The 15,922-nt window shown below is 53.3% G+C and carries 15 protein-coding genes, 4 tRNA genes and 1 pseudogene; 18 read left to right on the top strand and 2 right to left on the bottom strand.

Features of this window, described 5'->3' with window-relative positions; translation table 11 throughout:
• The first annotated feature begins 43 nt into the window (after nucleotides 1-43).
• From def to topA, 9 genes are all read left to right on the top strand, one after another.
• The gene (gene def, locus Q3O12_RS05975; protein WP_301669743.1) at nucleotides 44-547 is read left to right on the top strand and encodes a peptide deformylase; all 504 of its coding nucleotides are present in this window, start codon (nucleotides 44-46) and stop codon (nucleotides 545-547) included.
• An 86-nt stretch (nucleotides 548-633) separates the two neighbouring features.
• Nucleotides 634-1,560: a methionyl-tRNA formyltransferase gene (fmt, locus tag Q3O12_RS05980; RefSeq protein WP_301669768.1), complete on the top strand. Its 927-nt coding sequence runs from the start codon at nucleotides 634-636 to the stop codon at nucleotides 1,558-1,560.
• A gap of 78 nt (nucleotides 1,561-1,638) precedes the next feature.
• The gene (gene rsmB / locus Q3O12_RS05985; RefSeq protein WP_301669769.1) at nucleotides 1,639-2,898 is read left to right on the top strand and encodes a 16S rRNA (cytosine(967)-C(5))-methyltransferase RsmB; all 1,260 of its coding nucleotides are present in this window, start codon (nucleotides 1,639-1,641) and stop codon (nucleotides 2,896-2,898) included.
• Nucleotides 2,864-3,463, top strand: coding sequence for a DUF4390 domain-containing protein (locus tag Q3O12_RS05990; RefSeq protein WP_003707105.1), 600 nt, complete (start codon nucleotides 2,864-2,866; stop codon nucleotides 3,461-3,463). Before rsmB ends, Q3O12_RS05990 begins: the two co-directional genes overlap by 35 nt.
• Entirely contained in the window at nucleotides 3,463-5,580 is a 2,118-nt protein-coding gene (locus Q3O12_RS05995; protein ID WP_301669744.1) for a sensor histidine kinase, read from the top strand. Before Q3O12_RS05990 ends, Q3O12_RS05995 begins: the two co-directional genes overlap by 1 nt.
• A complete protein-coding gene (locus Q3O12_RS06000) occupies nucleotides 5,573-6,850 on the top strand; it encodes a sigma-54-dependent transcriptional regulator (protein ID WP_301669745.1) in 1,278 nt (425 codons plus the stop codon). Before Q3O12_RS05995 ends, Q3O12_RS06000 begins: the two co-directional genes overlap by 8 nt.
• 90 nt (nucleotides 6,851-6,940) lie before the next feature.
• Nucleotides 6,941-8,116, top strand: coding sequence for a DNA-processing protein DprA (dprA, locus tag Q3O12_RS06005; protein WP_301669746.1), 1,176 nt, complete (start codon nucleotides 6,941-6,943; stop codon nucleotides 8,114-8,116).
• A gap of 25 nt (nucleotides 8,117-8,141) precedes the next feature.
• The gene (locus Q3O12_RS06010) at nucleotides 8,142-8,603 is read left to right on the top strand and encodes a Smg family protein (protein WP_002215351.1); all 462 of its coding nucleotides are present in this window, start codon (nucleotides 8,142-8,144) and stop codon (nucleotides 8,601-8,603) included.
• Nucleotides 8,604-8,673: 70 nt separating this feature from the next.
• Entirely contained in the window at nucleotides 8,674-10,980 is a 2,307-nt protein-coding gene (topA, locus tag Q3O12_RS06015) for a type I DNA topoisomerase (protein WP_301669747.1), read from the top strand.
• A 72-nt stretch (nucleotides 10,981-11,052) separates the two neighbouring features.
• On the opposite strand, the gene Q3O12_RS06020 is transcribed toward topA, so the two are convergent.
• Together Q3O12_RS06020 and Q3O12_RS06025 are read right to left on the bottom strand one after the other, a co-directional pair.
• Nucleotides 11,053-11,748, bottom strand: coding sequence for a hypothetical protein (locus Q3O12_RS06020; RefSeq protein WP_002216227.1), 696 nt, complete (start codon nucleotides 11,746-11,748; stop codon nucleotides 11,053-11,055).
• A gap of 19 nt (nucleotides 11,749-11,767) precedes the next feature.
• The gene (locus tag Q3O12_RS06025) at nucleotides 11,768-12,319 is read right to left on the bottom strand and encodes a hypothetical protein (RefSeq protein ID WP_002215355.1); all 552 of its coding nucleotides are present in this window, start codon (nucleotides 12,317-12,319) and stop codon (nucleotides 11,768-11,770) included.
• Between the two features lie 118 nt (nucleotides 12,320-12,437).
• On the opposite strand from Q3O12_RS06025, the pseudogene Q3O12_RS06030 reads away from it, so the two are divergent.
• The 9 genes and pseudogenes from Q3O12_RS06030 (at nucleotide 12,438) to secE (ending at nucleotide 15,922) form a co-directional block, all read left to right on the top strand.
• Nucleotides 12,438-12,818, top strand: a pseudogene (locus tag Q3O12_RS06030) (helix-turn-helix domain-containing protein).
• 88 nt (nucleotides 12,819-12,906) lie between these two features.
• Nucleotides 12,907-13,476 carry a 16S rRNA (guanine(966)-N(2))-methyltransferase RsmD gene (gene rsmD, locus Q3O12_RS06035; RefSeq protein ID WP_301669748.1) on the top strand — a complete coding sequence of 190 codons (570 nt, stop codon included), beginning with the start codon at nucleotides 12,907-12,909 and terminating at the stop codon, nucleotides 13,474-13,476.
• A gap of 122 nt (nucleotides 13,477-13,598) precedes the next feature.
• Nucleotides 13,599-13,850 carry a YfhL family 4Fe-4S dicluster ferredoxin gene (locus tag Q3O12_RS06040; protein WP_002215364.1) on the top strand — a complete coding sequence of 84 codons (252 nt, stop codon included), beginning with the start codon at nucleotides 13,599-13,601 and terminating at the stop codon, nucleotides 13,848-13,850.
• 97 nt (nucleotides 13,851-13,947) lie between these two features.
• A tRNA-Tyr gene (locus Q3O12_RS06045) sits at nucleotides 13,948-14,031 on the top strand.
• Between the two features lie 30 nt (nucleotides 14,032-14,061).
• Nucleotides 14,062-14,135: transfer RNA gene (locus tag Q3O12_RS06050), tRNA-Gly, on the top strand.
• A 9-nt stretch (nucleotides 14,136-14,144) separates the two neighbouring features.
• Nucleotides 14,145-14,219 (top strand) — tRNA-Thr (locus Q3O12_RS06055).
• Between the two features lie 43 nt (nucleotides 14,220-14,262).
• Nucleotides 14,263-15,447: an elongation factor Tu gene (gene tuf, locus Q3O12_RS06060; protein WP_013448204.1), complete on the top strand. Its 1,185-nt coding sequence runs from the start codon at nucleotides 14,263-14,265 to the stop codon at nucleotides 15,445-15,447.
• 6 nt (nucleotides 15,448-15,453) lie between these two features.
• A tRNA-Trp gene (locus tag Q3O12_RS06065) sits at nucleotides 15,454-15,529 on the top strand.
• A 114-nt stretch (nucleotides 15,530-15,643) separates the two neighbouring features.
• Nucleotides 15,644-15,922 carry a preprotein translocase subunit SecE gene (gene secE / locus Q3O12_RS06070; protein ID WP_003711141.1) on the top strand — a complete coding sequence of 93 codons (279 nt, stop codon included), beginning with the start codon at nucleotides 15,644-15,646 and terminating at the stop codon, nucleotides 15,920-15,922.

Raw genomic sequence — 15,922 nt, forward strand, 5'->3', positions numbered from 1 at the left:
TGTGAAAAACAGGCGGCGTATCCGCCGAAGGAAAGAGAAAATTATGGCTTTACTGAATATCCTCCAATATCCCGACGAGCGTCTGCACACGGTGGCGAAGCCTGTCGGACAAGTTGACGAGCGCATCCAAAAGCTGGTTGCCGATATGTTTGAAACGATGTACGAGGCGCGCGGCATCGGGCTGGCAGCGACGCAGGTCGATGTGCACGAGCGCATCGTCGTGATGGATTTGACCGAAGACCGCAGCGAACCGCGCGTGTTCATCAACCCCGTCATTGTTGAGAAAGACGGCGAAACCACATACGAAGAGGGCTGCCTGTCCGTACCGGGCATTTACGACACCGTTACCCGCGCCGAACGCGTCAAGGTCGAGGCTTTGAATGAAAAAGGCGAAAAGTTCACGCTGGAGGCGGACGGTCTGCTGGCGATTTGCGTGCAGCACGAGTTGGATCACCTGATGGGCATCGTGTTTGTCGAACGCCTTTCCCAACTCAAGCAGGGGCGGATTAAGACCAAGCTGAAAAAACGTCAGAAACATACGATTTGACCCTTTTGCCGTGCCGTCTGAACGCTGCAAGGTTTTCAGACGGCACGCCCTTATCCGACAACTTTACGCACACGCAGGAACACGCTATGAAAGTCATCTTTGCCGGCACGCCCGATTTTGCCGCCGCCGCCTTAAAAGCCGTTGCCGCCGCCGGTTTTGAAATCCCGCTGGTGCTGACCCAGCCCGACCGTCCGAAAGGGCGCGGTATGCAACTGACTGCCCCACCTGTCAAACAAGCCGCGCTGGAACTCGGTTTGCGCGTCGAACAGCCTGAAAAACTGCGTAACAACGCCGAAGCCCTGCAAATGCTCAAAGAGGTCGAGGCAGACGTAATGGTGGTTGCCGCCTACGGTTTGATTCTGCCGCAAGACGTGTTGGATACGCCGAAACACGGCTGCCTCAACATCCACGCCTCGCTGCTGCCCCGTTGGCGCGGCGCGGCGCCGATTCAGCGCGCGATTGAGGCCGGTGATGCCGAAACCGGCGTGTGCATCATGCGGATGGATGCAGGTTTGGACACCGGCGGCGTGGTCAGCGAACACCGCTACGCCATCCAACCTACCGATACCGCCAACGAAGTCCACGACGCGCTGATGGAAATCGGTGCGGCGGCGGTTGTTGCCGATTTGCAACAGCTTCAAAGCAAAGGCCGTCTGAACGCGGTCAAACAGCCCGAAGAAGGTGTTACTTACGCGCAAAAATTGAGCAAAGAAGAAGCGCGTATCGATTGGAGCGAAAGCGCGGCGGTTATCGAACGCAAAATCCGTGCCTTCAACCCCGTGCCTGCCGCGTGGGTCGAATATCAGGGCAAGCCGATGAAAATCCGGCGGGCGGAAGTGGTGGCGCAACAAGGCACGGCAGGCGAAGTGTTGTCCTGTTCGGCGGACGGTTTGGTCGTTGCCTGCGGCGAAAACGCGCTGAAGATTACCGAATTGCAGCCTGCCGGCGGCAGGCGTATGAATATCGCGGCGTTTGCGGCGGGACGGCATATCGAAGCAGGGACGAAGCTGTAAACCTTTTTCAGACGGCATTTGAACTGCAAACGGGAATGCCGTCTGAAACCATCAGTTGAAGAAAGCGAATCACATAATATGAGTATGGCACTTGCCCAAAAACTTGCCGCCGACAGCATTGCGGCGGTTTCCGAAGGGCGCAACCTTCAGGACGTGTTGGCGCAAATCCGCACCGCGCATCCCGACCTTACGGCGCAGGAAAACGGCGCGTTGCAGGATATTGCCTATGGCTGCCAGCGTTATTTGGGCAGTTTGAAACATATGCTCGCGCAGATGCTGAAAAAGCCCATCGACAATCCGCAGCTCGAAAGCCTGCTTTTGGCGGCGTTGTACCAACTGCATTACACGCGCAACGCGCCGCACGCCGTGGTCAATGAGGCGGTGGAGAGCATAGCCAAAATCGGACGCGGGCAGTACCGTTCGTTTGCCAACGCGGTTTTGCGCCGTTTTTTGCGCGAACGCGACAAGCTTGCGGCTTCCTGCAAAAAAGACGATGTGGCGAAACACAACCTGCCGCTGTGGTGGGTGGCTTACTTGAAAAACCATTATCCGAAACACTGGCACAACATCGCCGCCGCGCTGCAATCCCATCCGCCGATGACTTTGCGTGTCAACCGCCGGCACGGCAATGCTGAAAGCTATTTGGAAAAACTGGTGGCGGAAGGTATCGCGGCTAAGGCGTTGGACGAATATGCGGTTACGTTGGAAGAAGCCGTGCCGGTAAACCGCCTGCCCGGCTTTTCAGACGGCATCGTTTCGGTACAGGACTTCGGCGCGCAGCAGGCGGCTTATCTTCTTAACCCGAAAGACGGCGAACGGATTTTGGACGCGTGCGCCGCGCCGGGCGGCAAGACGGGGCATATCTTGGAACTGGCGGATTGCCGCGTTACCGCCTTGGACATCGATGCAGGCCGTCTGAAGCGTGTGGAGGACAATATCGCGCGCCTGGGCTTTCAGACGGCATCGGCGGCGTGTGCCGATGCGCGGGATTTGGCGGCGTGGTATGATGGAAAGCCTTTCGACGCAATCCTTGCCGACGTGCCGTGCACCGCGTCCGGCGTGGCGCGGCGCAATCCCGACGTGAAATGGCTGCGCCGACCGACCGACGCGTTCAAAACCGCCCGTCAGCAGGAAGCCCTGCTGGATGCACTTTGGCAGGTGCTGAAACAGGGCGGCAGAATGCTGCTTGCCACCTGTTCCGTGTTCGTCGAAGAAAACGACGGGCAATTGCAAAAATTCCTCAGCCGCCATGCCGATGCCGAACCGATCGAATCGCGGGTGCTTTTACCGAACAAACACCAAGATGGCTTTTATTACGCGCTTATTCAAAAGCATTAAACAATGGCTTGTGCTGCTGCCGCTGCTTTCCGTTTTGCCGGACGCGGCGGCGGAGGGCATTGCCGCGACCCGCGCCGAAGCGAGGATAACCGACGGCGGGCGGCTTTCCATCAGCAGCCGTTTCCAAACCGAGCTGCCCGACCAGCTCCAACAGGCGTTGCGCCGGGGCGTGCCGCTCAACTTTACCTTAAGCTGGCAGCTTTCTGCCCCGACAATCGCTTCTTATCGGTTTAAATTGGGGCAATTAATCGGCGATGATGACAATATTGACTACAAACTGAGTTTCCATCCGCTGACCAACCGCTACCGCGTTACCGTCGGCGCGTTTTCGACAGACTACGACACTTTGGGTGCGGCATTGCGCGCGACCGGCGCGGTTGCCAACTGGAAAGTCCTGAACAAAGGCGCGCTGTCCGGTGCGGAAGCAGGGGAAACCAAGGCGGAAATCCGCCTGCTGCTGTCCACTTCAAAACTGCCCAAGCCTTTCCAAATCAACGCATTGACTTCTCAAAACTGGCATTTGGATTCGGGTTGGAAACCTCTAAACATCATCGGGAACAAATAATGCGCCGTTTTCTACTGATCGCAGCCATATGCGCCGTCGTCCTGTTGTACGGATTGACGGCGGCAACCGGCAGCACCAGTTCGCTGGCGGATTATTTCTGGTGGATTGTCGCGTTCAGCGCAATGCTGCTGCTGGTGTTGTCCGCCGTTTTGACGCGTTATGTCCTATTGCTGTTGAAAGACAGGCGCGACGGCGTATTCGGTTCGCAGATTGCCAAACGCCTTTCCGGGATGTTCACGCTGGTCGCCGTACTGCCCGGCGTGTTTCTGTTCGGCGTTTCCGCACAGTTTATCAACGGCACGATTAATTCGTGGTTCGGCAACGATACCCACGAAGCCCTCGAACGCAGCCTCAATTTGAGCAAGTCCGCATTGAATCTGGCGGCAGACAACGCCCTCGGCAACGCCGTCCCCGTGCAGATAGACCTCATCGGTGCGGCTTCCCTGCCCGGGGATATGGGCAGGGTGCTGGAACATTATGCCGGCAGCTTTACCCAGTTGTCCCTTTACAATGCCGCAAGCGGCAAAATCGAAAAAAGCATCAACCCGCACAAGCTCGATCAGCCGTTTCCGGATAAGGCGCGTTGGGAAAAAATCCAACAGGCGGGTTCGGTCAGGGATTTGGAAAGCATAGGCGGCGTATTGTACGCGCAGGGCTGGCTGTCGGCGGGTACGCACAACGGGCGCGATTACGCCTTGTTTTTCCGCCAGCCGATTCCCAAAGACGTGGCAGAGGATGCCGTCCTGATTGAAAAGGCGCGGGAGAAATATGCCGAGTTGAGTTACAGCAAAAAAGGTTTGCAGACCTTTTTTCTGGCAACCCTGCTGATTGCCTCGCTGCTGTCGATTTTTCTTGCACTAGTCATGGCATTGTATTTTGCCCGCCGTTTCGTCGAACCCGTCCTATCGCTTGCCGAGGGGGCGAAGGCGGTGGCGCAAGGCGATTTCAGCCAAACCCGTCCTGTTTTACGCAATGATGAGTTCGGGCGTTTGACCAAACTGTTCAACCATATGACCGAGCAGTTGTCCATCGCCAAAGAAGCGGACGAGCGCAACAGGAGGCGCGAGGAAGCCGCCAGACATTATCTCGAATGCGTGTTGGAGGGGCTGACCACGGGCGTGGTGGTGTTTGACGAACAAGGCCGTCTGAAAACCTTTAACAAAGCGGCGGAACAGATTTTGGGTATGTCGCTCGTGCCGTTGTGGGGCAGCAGCCGGCACGGTTGGCACGGCGTTTCGGCGCAGCAGTCCCTGCTTGCCGAAGTGTTTGCCGCCATCGGCGCGGCGGCAGGTACGGACAAACCGGTCCAAGTGGAATATGCCGCGCCGGACGATGCCAAAATCCTGCTGGGCAAGGCGACGGTATTGCCCGAAGACAACGGCAACGGCGTGGTGATGGTGATTGACGACATCACCGTATTGATACACGCGCAAAAAGAAGCGGCGTGGGGCGAAGTGGCCAAACGTCTGGCACACGAAATCCGCAATCCGCTCACGCCCATCCAGCTTTCCGCCGAACGGCTGGCGTGGAAATTGGGCGGGAAGCTGGACGAGCAGGACGCGCAAATCCTGACGCGTTCGATCGACACCATCATCAAACAGGTGGCGGCGTTAAAAGAAATGGTCGAAGCATTCCGCAATTACGCGCGCGCGCCGTCGCTCAAATTGGAAAATCAGGATTTGAACGCCTTAATCGGCGATGTTTTGGCTCTGTACGAAGCCGGCCCGTGCCGGTTTGAGGCGGAACTTGCCGACGAACCGCTGATGATGGCGGCGGATACGACCGCCATGCGGCAGGTGCTGCACAATATTTTCAAAAATGCCGCCGAAGCGGCGGAAGAAGCCGATATGCCCGAAGTCAGGGTAAAATCGGAAGCGGGGCAGGACGGACGGATTGTCCTGACGGTTTGCGACAACGGCAAAGGGTTCGGCAGGGAAATGCTGCACAACGCCTTCGAGCCGTATGTAACGGACAAACCGGCGGGAACGGGATTGGGACTGCCCGTGGTGAAAAAAATCATTGAAGAACACGGCGGACGCATCAGCCTGAGCAATCAGGATGCGGGTGGGGCGTGTGTCAGAATCATCTTGCCAAAAACGGTAGAAACTTATGCGTAGCAGCGATATTTTAATTGTAGACGACGAAGTCGGCATCCGCGACCTGCTGTCGGAAATCCTGCAGGACGAAGGCTATTCGGTCGCATTGGCGGAAAATGCCGAAGAGGCGCGCAAGCTGCGCCATCAGGCGCGTCCCGCGATGGTGCTGCTGGATATTTGGATGCCCGATTGCGACGGCATCACGCTTTTGAAGGAGTGGGCGAAAAACGGGCAGCTCAATATGCCGGTGGTGATGATGAGCGGGCATGCCAGCATCGATACCGCCGTAGAAGCGACCAAAATCGGCGCGATCGATTTTTTGGAAAAACCGATTTCCCTGCAAAAGCTGCTGTCTGCCGTCGAAAACGCGTTGAAACATGGTGCGGCGCAAATCGAAACGGGACCGGTGTTCGACAAGCTGGGCAACAGTGCCGCGATTCAGGAGATGAACCGCGAAGTCGAAGCGGCGGCAAAACGCACGTCCCCTGTATTTTTGACGGGCGAGGCGGGTTCGCCGTTTGAAACCGTGGCGCGTTATTTCCATAAAAACGGTACGCCGTGGGTCAGTCCGGCAAGGGTCGAATATCTGATCGATATGCCGATGGAACTGTTGCAGAAGGCGGAGGGCGGCGTTTTGTATGTCGGCGACATCGCCCAATACAGCCGCAATATCCAAACCGGCATTGCCTTTATTGTCGGCAAGGCGGAACACCGCCGCGTCAGGGTGATTGCTTCGTGCAGCCACGCGGCAGGTTCAGACGGCATTGCCTGCGAGGAAAAGCTGGCGGAACTGCTGTCGGAATCGGTCGTCCGTATTCCGCCCCTGCGTATGCAGCATGAAGACATTCCCTTCCTGATACAGGGGATTACCTGCAATGTGGCGGAAAGCCAAAAGATTGCGCCTGCCTCATTCAGTGAAGATGCGCTTGCCGCATTGACCCGTTATGAATGGCCGGGAAATTTTGACCAGTTGAGCAGTGTCGTTGCAACGCTGTTGTTGGAGGCGGACGGGCAGGAAATCGGTGCAGGGGCGGTTTCTTCCCTTTTGGGGCAGAATGTGCCTGCCGAGGGGGCGGAAGATATGGCGGGCGGCTTCAACTTCAATCTGCCCCTGCGCGAATTGAGGGAGGAGGTGGAGCGGCGTTATTTCGAGTACCACATCGCCCAAGAAGGTCAGAATATGAGCAAAGTGGCGCAGAAGGTCGGTTTGGAACGCACGCACCTTTACCGCAAACTCAAACAGCTCGGCATCGGTGTTTCGCGCCGGGCGGGGGAAAAAACCGAAGAATAAGCCCGGACGGCCGGTTTTCCGGTTGCGGGCTTCTGTTTTCAGACGGCATTTGGTGCAAATGCCGTCTGAAATCGTAAGGGGACGGATTTTATGACAGAGGACGAACGTTTCGCGTGGCTGCAATTGGCGTTTACGCCCTATATCGGCGCGGAAAGTTTCCTGCTGCTGATGCGCCGTTTCGGCAGCGCGCAAAATGCCTTGTCCGCACCGGCGGAACAGGTTGCCCCGGCGGTGCGGCATAAGCACGCGCTTGAGGCTTGGCGCAATGCGGAAAAACGCGCTTTGGCGCGCCAGGCGGCAGAAGCGGCGTTGGAATGGGAAATGCGGGACGGATGCCGCCTGATGCTGCTTCAGGATGAAGATTTCCCCGAAATGCTGACGCAGGGGCTGACCGCGCCGCCGGTTTTGTTTTTGCGCGGCAACGTGCGGCTGCTGCACAAGCCTTCCGCCGCCATCGTCGGCAGCCGCTATGCCACGCCGCAGGCCATGCGGATTGCCAAAGATTTCGGCAGGGCGTTGGCTGGGAAAGGTATTCCCGTTGTGTCGGGTATGGCTTCGGGCATCGATACCGCCGCCCATCAGGGCGCACTGGAGGCAGAAGGCGGCACCATCGCCGTGTGGGGGACGGGCATAGACCGCATTTATCCGCCGTCCAATAAAAACCTTGCCTATGAAATCGCCGAAAAAGGACTGATTGTCAGCGAGTTCCCCATCGGCACGCGCCCGTATGCCGGCAACTTTCCGCGCCGCAACCGCCTGATTGCCGCGCTGTCGCAGGTTACTCTGGTGGTTGAGGCCGCCTTGGAATCCGGTTCGCTGATTACCGCCGGTTTGGCGGCAGAAATGGGGCGCGAAGTCATGGCGGTACCCGGTTCGATAGACAACCCCCACAGCAAAGGCTGCCACAAACTGATTAAAGATGGTGCGAAACTGACGGAATGTTTGGACGACATCCTGAACGAATGCCCGGGGCTATTGCAAAATACGGGTGCTTCATCATATTCTATAAATAAGGATACGCCCGACACGGGCCGCCGCGCCGTTCAGACGGCATACGCCCCGCCGCCAGCCGCAAAAATGCCGTCTGAAGGGGCGGCCGGCGGCGGCATACTGGATAAAATGGGTTTCGACCCGGTTCATCCCGATGTGCTTGCCGAGCAGTTGGGTATGTCTGCCGCAGACTTATACGCCGAACTGTTGGAATTGGAACTGGACGGCAGCATTGCCGCCATGCCCGGCGGCAGATACCAGCGTATCCGAACTTGAACGCACTTTATATTAAGGAACACGAATGACCGAAGTCATCGCCTACCTCATCGAACATTTCCAAGATTTCGATACCTGTCCGCCGCCCGAAGATTTGGGTATGCTGCTCGAAGAAGCGGGTTTCGATACCATGGAAATCGGCAACACCCTGATGATGATGGAAGTATTGCTCAACAGCTCGGAATTTTCCGCCGAACCCGCCGACAGCGGCGCATTGCGCGTGTACAGCAAAGAAGAAACCGACAACCTGCCGCAGGAAGTGATGGGGCTGATGCAGTATCTGATTGAAGAAAAAGCCGTAAGCTGCGAACAGCGGGAAATCATCATCCACGCGCTGATGCACATCCCCGGCGACGAAATTACCGTAGATACCGCCAAAGTGCTGACCCTGCTGCTTTTATGGGCAAACAAGAGCGAGCTGCCCGTGTTGGTCGGCGACGAGCTGATGAGCGCGCTTTTACTCGACAACAAACCTACGATGAACTGAAGCGGCTTCAGACGGCCCGTCCGGGGCCGTCTGAAACGCCGGCATCAAAACCACCATCCAGAGAACAACAATGGCGAAAAACCTCTTAATCGTCGAATCCCCGTCCAAAGCCAAAACCCTGAAAAAATATTTGGGCGGCGATTTTGAAATCCTCGCGTCCTACGGACATGTCCGCGACCTCGTCCCCAAAAGCGGCGCGGTCAATCCCGACAACGGCTTTGCGATGAAATACCAACTCATCAGCCGCAACGGCAAACACGTCGATGCCATCGTCGCCGGTGCCAAAGAAGCTGAAAACATCTACCTCGCCACCGACCCGGATAGGGAAGGCGAAGCCATTTCCTGGCATCTTTTGGAAATCCTCAAATCCAAACGCGGCTTGAAAAACATCAAGCCGCAGCGTGTCGTGTTCCACGAAATCACCAAAAACGCCGTCCTCGATGCCGTCGCCCATCCGCGCGAAATCGAAATGGACTTGGTCGATGCGCAACAAGCCCGCCGCGCTTTGGACTATCTGGTCGGTTTCAACCTCTCGCCGTTGCTGTGGAAAAAAATCCGGCGCGGTTTGAGCGCGGGCCGTGTGCAAAGTCCCGCTTTGCGCCTGATTTGCGAACGCGAAAACGAAATCCGCGCGTTTGAAGCGCAGGAGTATTGGACGGTACATCTCGACAGCCACAAAGGCCGCAGCAAGTTCACCGCCAAACTCGCCCAATACAACGGCGCGAAACTCGAACAATTCGACCTGTCGAACGAAGCCGCGCAAGCCGATGTATTGAAAGAACTCGAAGGCAAAGAGGCAGTCGTTACCGCCATCGAAAAGAAAAAGCGCAGCCGCAATCCCGCCGCGCCGTTCACCACTTCTACCATGCAGCAGGATGCCGTGCGCAAACTCGGCTTCACCACCGACCGCACGATGCGTACCGCCCAGCAGCTTTACGAAGGTATAGACGTAGGGCAGGGCGCGATCGGTCTGATTACCTATATGCGTACCGACAGCGTGAACTTGGCGGATGAAGCCTTAACCGAAATCCGCCATTACATCGAAAACAAAATCGGCAAAGAATATCTGCCGAGTGCCGCCAAACAATACAAAACCAAATCCAAAAACGCCCAAGAAGCGCACGAAGCCATCCGTCCGACTTCCGTGTACCGCACGCCTGAAAGCGTCAAACCCTTCCTGAGCGCAGACCAGTTCAAACTGTATCAAATGATTTGGCAGCGCACCGTCGCCTGTCAGATGACGCCCGCCAAATTTGACCAAACCACCGTCGATATTACCGTCGGCAAAGGCGTGTTCCGCGTAACCGGACAAGTGCAAACTTTCGCAGGCTTTTTGAGCGTTTATGAAGAAAGCAGCGACGACGAAGAGAGCGAAGACAGCAAAAAACTGCCCGAAATGAGCGAAGGCGATAAATTGCCCGTAGACAAACTCTACGGCGAGCAACACTTCACCACCCCGCCGCCGCGCTACAACGAAGCTACATTGGTTAAAGCCCTCGAAGAATACGGCATCGGCCGCCCCTCGACCTACGCCAGCATCATCTCCACGCTCAAAGACCGCGAATACGTTACCCTTGAGCAAAAACGCTTCATGCCCACCGACACAGGCGACATCGTCAACAAATTCTTGACCGAACACTTCGCCCAATACGTCGACTACCACTTCACCGCCAAACTCGAAGACCAGCTCGACGAAATCGCCGACGGCAAACGCCGCTGGATTCCCGTGATGGACAAATTCTGGAAACCGTTCATCAAGCAAGTGGAAGAAAAAGAAGGCATCGAACGCGCCAAATTCACCACTCAGGAACTCGACGAAACCTGCCCGAAATGCGGCGAACACAAACTGCAAATCAAATTCGGCAAAATGGGCCGTTTCGTTGCGTGTGCCGGCTATCCTGAATGCAGCTACACGCGCAACGTCAACGAAACCGCCGAAGAAGCAGCCGAGCGCATCGCCAAAGCGGAAGCCGAACAGGCCGAACTCGACGGGCGCGAATGCCCCAAATGCGGCGGACGGCTGGTGTACAAATACAGCCGTACCGGCAGCAAATTCATTGGCTGCGCCAACTACCCTAAATGCAAACACGTTGAGCCGCTGGAAAAACCGAAAGACACCGGCGTCCAATGCCCGCAATGTAAAAAAGGCAACCTCGTCGAGCGCAAATCCCGCTACGGCAAACTGTTTTACAGTTGCAGCACCTATCCTGACTGCAACTACGCCACCTGGAACCCGCCCGTCGCCGAAGAATGCCCGAACTGCCATTGGCCGGTCTTGACCATCAAAACCACCAAACGCTGGGGAGTGGAAAAAGTCTGCCCGCAAAAAGAATGCGGCTGGAAAGAACAAATCGAACCGCCTGCACCGAAAGAGTGAGATTAGGTTGGTTTGAAAGAGAAAAGGTCGTCTGAAAAATTTTCAGACGACCTTTACTTTTCTGTGATTGGTTTATTTGAATCCGCGTGTCGTTTTAAAGTCCGATAAAATCCGGTTCATTTCAGGCGCAAACAAGGCGATGTAATCGTAAGATAGACCGCGACTGGCACTGGGATGGGGAAAGCAGACGACTTCGCAATCTTCAAACGATTGGAATTTGACATTGAAACGTGTACCGTCAAATTCTTTTTGCACCGTCTCCAGCGGTTTGGTCTGCTTACCGACCAACTGCTCGAAGCGTGGCAGTACATTTTGGTTGTTCAGAAAATCCGCCAACCTGCTGCCCATGAAGAGGATGACTTTCGGACGCAGTTTTTCGATGTGGTAGAGAAAATTATCGATGTGCTCGGGTTGTGTGAACTTGTCTGGATTGTCGATAGTGTTGCCCTGTGTAGCAGCCCAGTTGGTTTGAACCAGGGATTTTTCAAATGCACCGCCCAATCCATTTTCGTCTAAGGGGTGTCCCCACATTTCAAACCAATTTTTTATCGTATTGTCGTAACGCCACTTTTTTGCCTGCTCTCCGAAATAGAGGGATTTGTTTGCAAATGTATGGTCGATTTTGTTTTCAGGGAGTTTGTATTCACCTGCTACATAAGCAGCCTCATCGGCTTTACTCCAACCCCATTCATACCCACAAATCATTAAACCATGTTTGTCATTGTAGCCTTTGAACAGACTGTTGCTCAAATTCAAATCCTTCATCATGAACTCTTCCTTTTAAAATTTAAGAGCGATTGACTTCAATGTTTTTAGATGGGGTGGAAAAATCCTTGTGTAGGCAACATAAATTCAATAAATTTCTTGATAATTCGAAACCTACTAATAGCGCACCTATAAAAGCTTTTTCATTACGTTCAGCATGACGGTCACGTCGTTCATATTTTTTACGCTTGCTGTTCCCTGTTATTACAGCTAAGCCAAGTGATATGGCGAGAATTGCCCAAACAATAGTACTTAATAACAATTTTCCCCATACTATCAATAAGGAAAGAAAAAACCTTTTAGTATTAGATCGATAGGTTATAATCCATGCCCATGAAAATGCAATAAGAGTTATACATAAGATACAAGCTGACAGGATTTCTTTATTTTTAATTAAATAACTTAGAGCGATGAGGATGACAGGTGTCAAGAAAATAATAGTTACATCCCGATAGCTATAAAAGAAAACTGCCCTATTTTGAATGTGGAGATGTGCACAGAATCCAATATAGCTAAGGATAATAGTTAATATAATAAAAAAAGACCACCAAGGGTGAAGAGATAGGAATTCCATGTTTTCCCTTTTTTTGTAAAAAGGAAAAAATCTTATCTAATAGTTAATTGCCTAACCAGCCAGAAGAAGTTTAAAATCTATCCCAATAATTCAACCATCTATACAGAAAGTTCAGCTTATGGAAACCCACGAAAAAATCCGCCTGATGCGCGAATTGAATAAATGGTCCCAGGAGGATATGGCGGAAAAGCTGGCGATGTCGGCAGGCGGGTATGCCAAAATCGAACGGGGCGAAACGCAGTTAAATATCCCGCGTTTGGAGCAGTTGGCTCAGATTTTCAAAATCGATATGTGGGACTTGCTCAAATCGGGCGGCGGCGGGATGGTGTTGTAGATTAACGATGTGGATACCAACAGTGGGGAATTTGCAATCTATACCGCTCAGGATGCATCGGTAAAGCTGGATTTGTTAAAAATGGAATTGAAACACTACAAAGAGATGTTGGAACAAAAAGACAAAGAAATCGAGCTGCTCCGCAAGCTGACCGAAACCGTTTAAACAGATATGCCGTCTGAAAAAAGTTTTCAGACGGCATATTCTTTGACAGGTCTTGTATAATACTGTTTGAACTTACAGGTTTTTGATTATGGCGGCAGGTAAACATACCAAACACAGCAACCGGGTACGCATTATCGGCGGGCAATGTCGGGGCAGGAAATTGAGTTTTGCATCCGCCGACGGTCTGCGTCCGACACCCGACAGCGTGCGTGAAAAGCTGTTTAACTGGCTGGGACAGGATTTGACGGGTAAAACGGTTTTGGATCTCTTCGGAGGCAGCGGCGCACTCGGTATGGAAGCCGCTTCGCGCAACGCCAAACGCGTGCTGATTTCGGATAACAACCGCCAAACCGTGCAGACCTTGCAGAAAAACAGTCGCGAACTGGGTTTGAGGCAGGTGCAAATCGTCTTTTCAGACGGCATCGCATATTTGAAGACCGCATCCGAACAGTTTGATGTCGTCTTTCTCGACCCGCCGTTTGCATGGCAGGACTGGCAAATCCTGTTCGATGCCTTGAAGCCGTGCCTGAACTCCGAGGCATTCGTCTATCTCGAGGCGGGTACGCTGCCGGATATTCCCGATTGGCTGACGGAATATAGAGAGGGGAAATCGGGGCAGAGTACATTTGAATTAAGGGTTTTCCAAGTGGCTGAATAATATGCGCTTTGATAATCATTTCCGAGTTGTAAACATTCGTTTGCAACCGTCCGGTTCAAAAAAACCTTGTGCTATAATCCGCGCCCGACCGGTTTTGATAATTTAGTGTAAAAGGAAAAGAAATGTCGCTTTTTATTACCGACGAGTGCATCAACTGCGACGTATGCGAACCCGAATGCCCCAATGATGCCATCTCGCAAGGCGAGGAAATTTACGAAATCAACCCCAACCTCTGCACGCAGTGCGTCGGACACTACGATGAACCGCAGTGCCAGCAGGTTTGCCCGGTGGACTGCATCCTGATTGACGAAGAACATCCCGAAACGCATGACGAGTTGATGGCGAAATACGAAAAGATTATCCAGTTTAAATAAATTCTTCTTTAAAACATCAAATTATGTCTGTTTTGAAATAAAATCAAAAAAAAACTTGACGGAAAAGCAAGCCGCTAATAAACTAGCGTTCTCTTTTGGAGGGATTCCCGAGCGGCCAAAGGGGGCAGACTGTAAATCTGTTGCGAAAGCTTCGAAGGTTCGAATCCTTCTCCCTCCACCAAAATTCTTACTTGGGGCAGTAGCGAGTAATGCGGGTGTAGCTCAATGGTAGAGCAGAAGCCTTCCAAGCTTACGGTGAGGGTTCGATTCCCTTCACCCGCTCCAAACAATTAGGCCCATGTAGCTCAGGGGTAGAGCACTCCCTTGGTAAGGGAGAGGTCGGCAGTTCAAATCTGCCCATGGGCACCATCTGATTCAACCATCCTTTTTTAAAAGCTTATAGGAAATTGCCATGGCTAAGGAAAAATTCGAACGTAGCAAACCGCACGTAAACGTTGGCACCATCGGTCACGTTGACCATGGTAAAACCACCCTGACTGCTGCTTTGACTACTATTTTGGCTAAAAAATTCGGCGGTGCTGCAAAAGCTTACGACCAAATCGACAACGCCCCCGAAGAAAAAGCCCGCGGTATTACCATCAATACCTCACACGTAGAATACGAAACCGAAACCCGCCACTACGCACACGTAGACTGCCCGGGTCACGCCGACTACGTTAAAAACATGATTACCGGTGCCGCACAAATGGACGGCGCGATTTTGGTATGTTCCGCCGCCGACGGCCCTATGCCGCAAACCCGCGAACACATCCTGTTGGCCCGCCAAGTAGGCGTACCTTACATCATCGTATTCATGAACAAATGCGATATGGTCGACGATGCCGAGCTGTTGGAACTGGTTGAAATGGAAATCCGCGACCTGCTGTCCAGCTACGACTTCCCAGGCGACGACTGCCCAATCGTACAAGGTTCCGCACTGAAAGCTTTGGAAGGTGACGCTGGTTATGAAGAAAAAATCTTCGAACTGGCTGCCGCATTGGACAGCTACATCCCGACTCCCGAGCGTGCCGTGGACAAACCGTTCCTGCTGCCTATCGAAGACGTATTCTCCATCTCCGGCCGCGGTACCGTAGTAACCGGCCGTGTAGAGCGCGGTGTCATCCACGTTGGCGACGAGATCGAAATCGTCGGTCTGAAAGAAACCCAAAAAACCACCTGTACCGGTGTCGAGATGTTCCGCAAACTGCTGGACGAAGGTCAGGCAGGCGACAACGTAGGCGTATTGCTGCGCGGTACCAAACGTGAAGAAGTGGAACGCGGTCAGGTATTGGCCAAACCGGGTACCATCACTCCGCACACCAAGTTCAAAGCAGAAGTGTACGTATTGAGCAAAGAAGAGGGCGGCCGCCATACCCCGTTCTTCGCCAACTACCGTCCGCAATTCTACTTCCGTACCACCGACGTAACCGGTGCGGTTACTTTGGAAGAAGGCGTGGAAATGGTAATGCCCGGTGAGAACGTAACCATTACCGTAGAACTGATTGCGCCTATCGCTATGGAAGAGGGTTTGCGCTTTGCGATTCGCGAAGGCGGCCGTACCGTGGGTGCCGGCGTGGTTTCTTCTGTAATTGCTTAAGTTTAGAGGCCAATAGCTCAATTGGTAGAGTATCGGTCTCCAAAACCGAGGGTTGGGGGTTCGAGACCCTCTTGGCCTGCCAAATAAAAAATTAACCGGCCTTGTGTCGGTTAATTTTTTTGTATTTGTTATTTAGTAAACTCTCTTGCCATTTGCATGGATTGAGAATAGACAGATGCTATGATGGATAAATAATATGACAGAGCATACGCCTGAAAAAAAGAACGTTAAAGTGGATCAGCCGGTTGTTCAAGGTAAAGAATCTGCATCTAATCCCGGTAAGGAGGGTTTTTTTGCATATTTCTCAAACTCTTGGTCCGAATTCAAAAAGGTGGTTTGGCCTAAGCGTGAAGATGCTGTCAGAATGACTGTATTTGTTATAGTGTTTGTTGCTGTGCTTTCCATATTCATCTATGCGGCAGATACAGCAATTTCATGGTTATTTTTTGATGTATTGCTGAGAAGGGAAGGTTGA

The organism is Neisseria benedictiae (assembly GCF_958267435.1).
GTDB lineage: Bacteria > Pseudomonadota > Gammaproteobacteria > Burkholderiales > Neisseriaceae > Neisseria > Neisseria bergeri.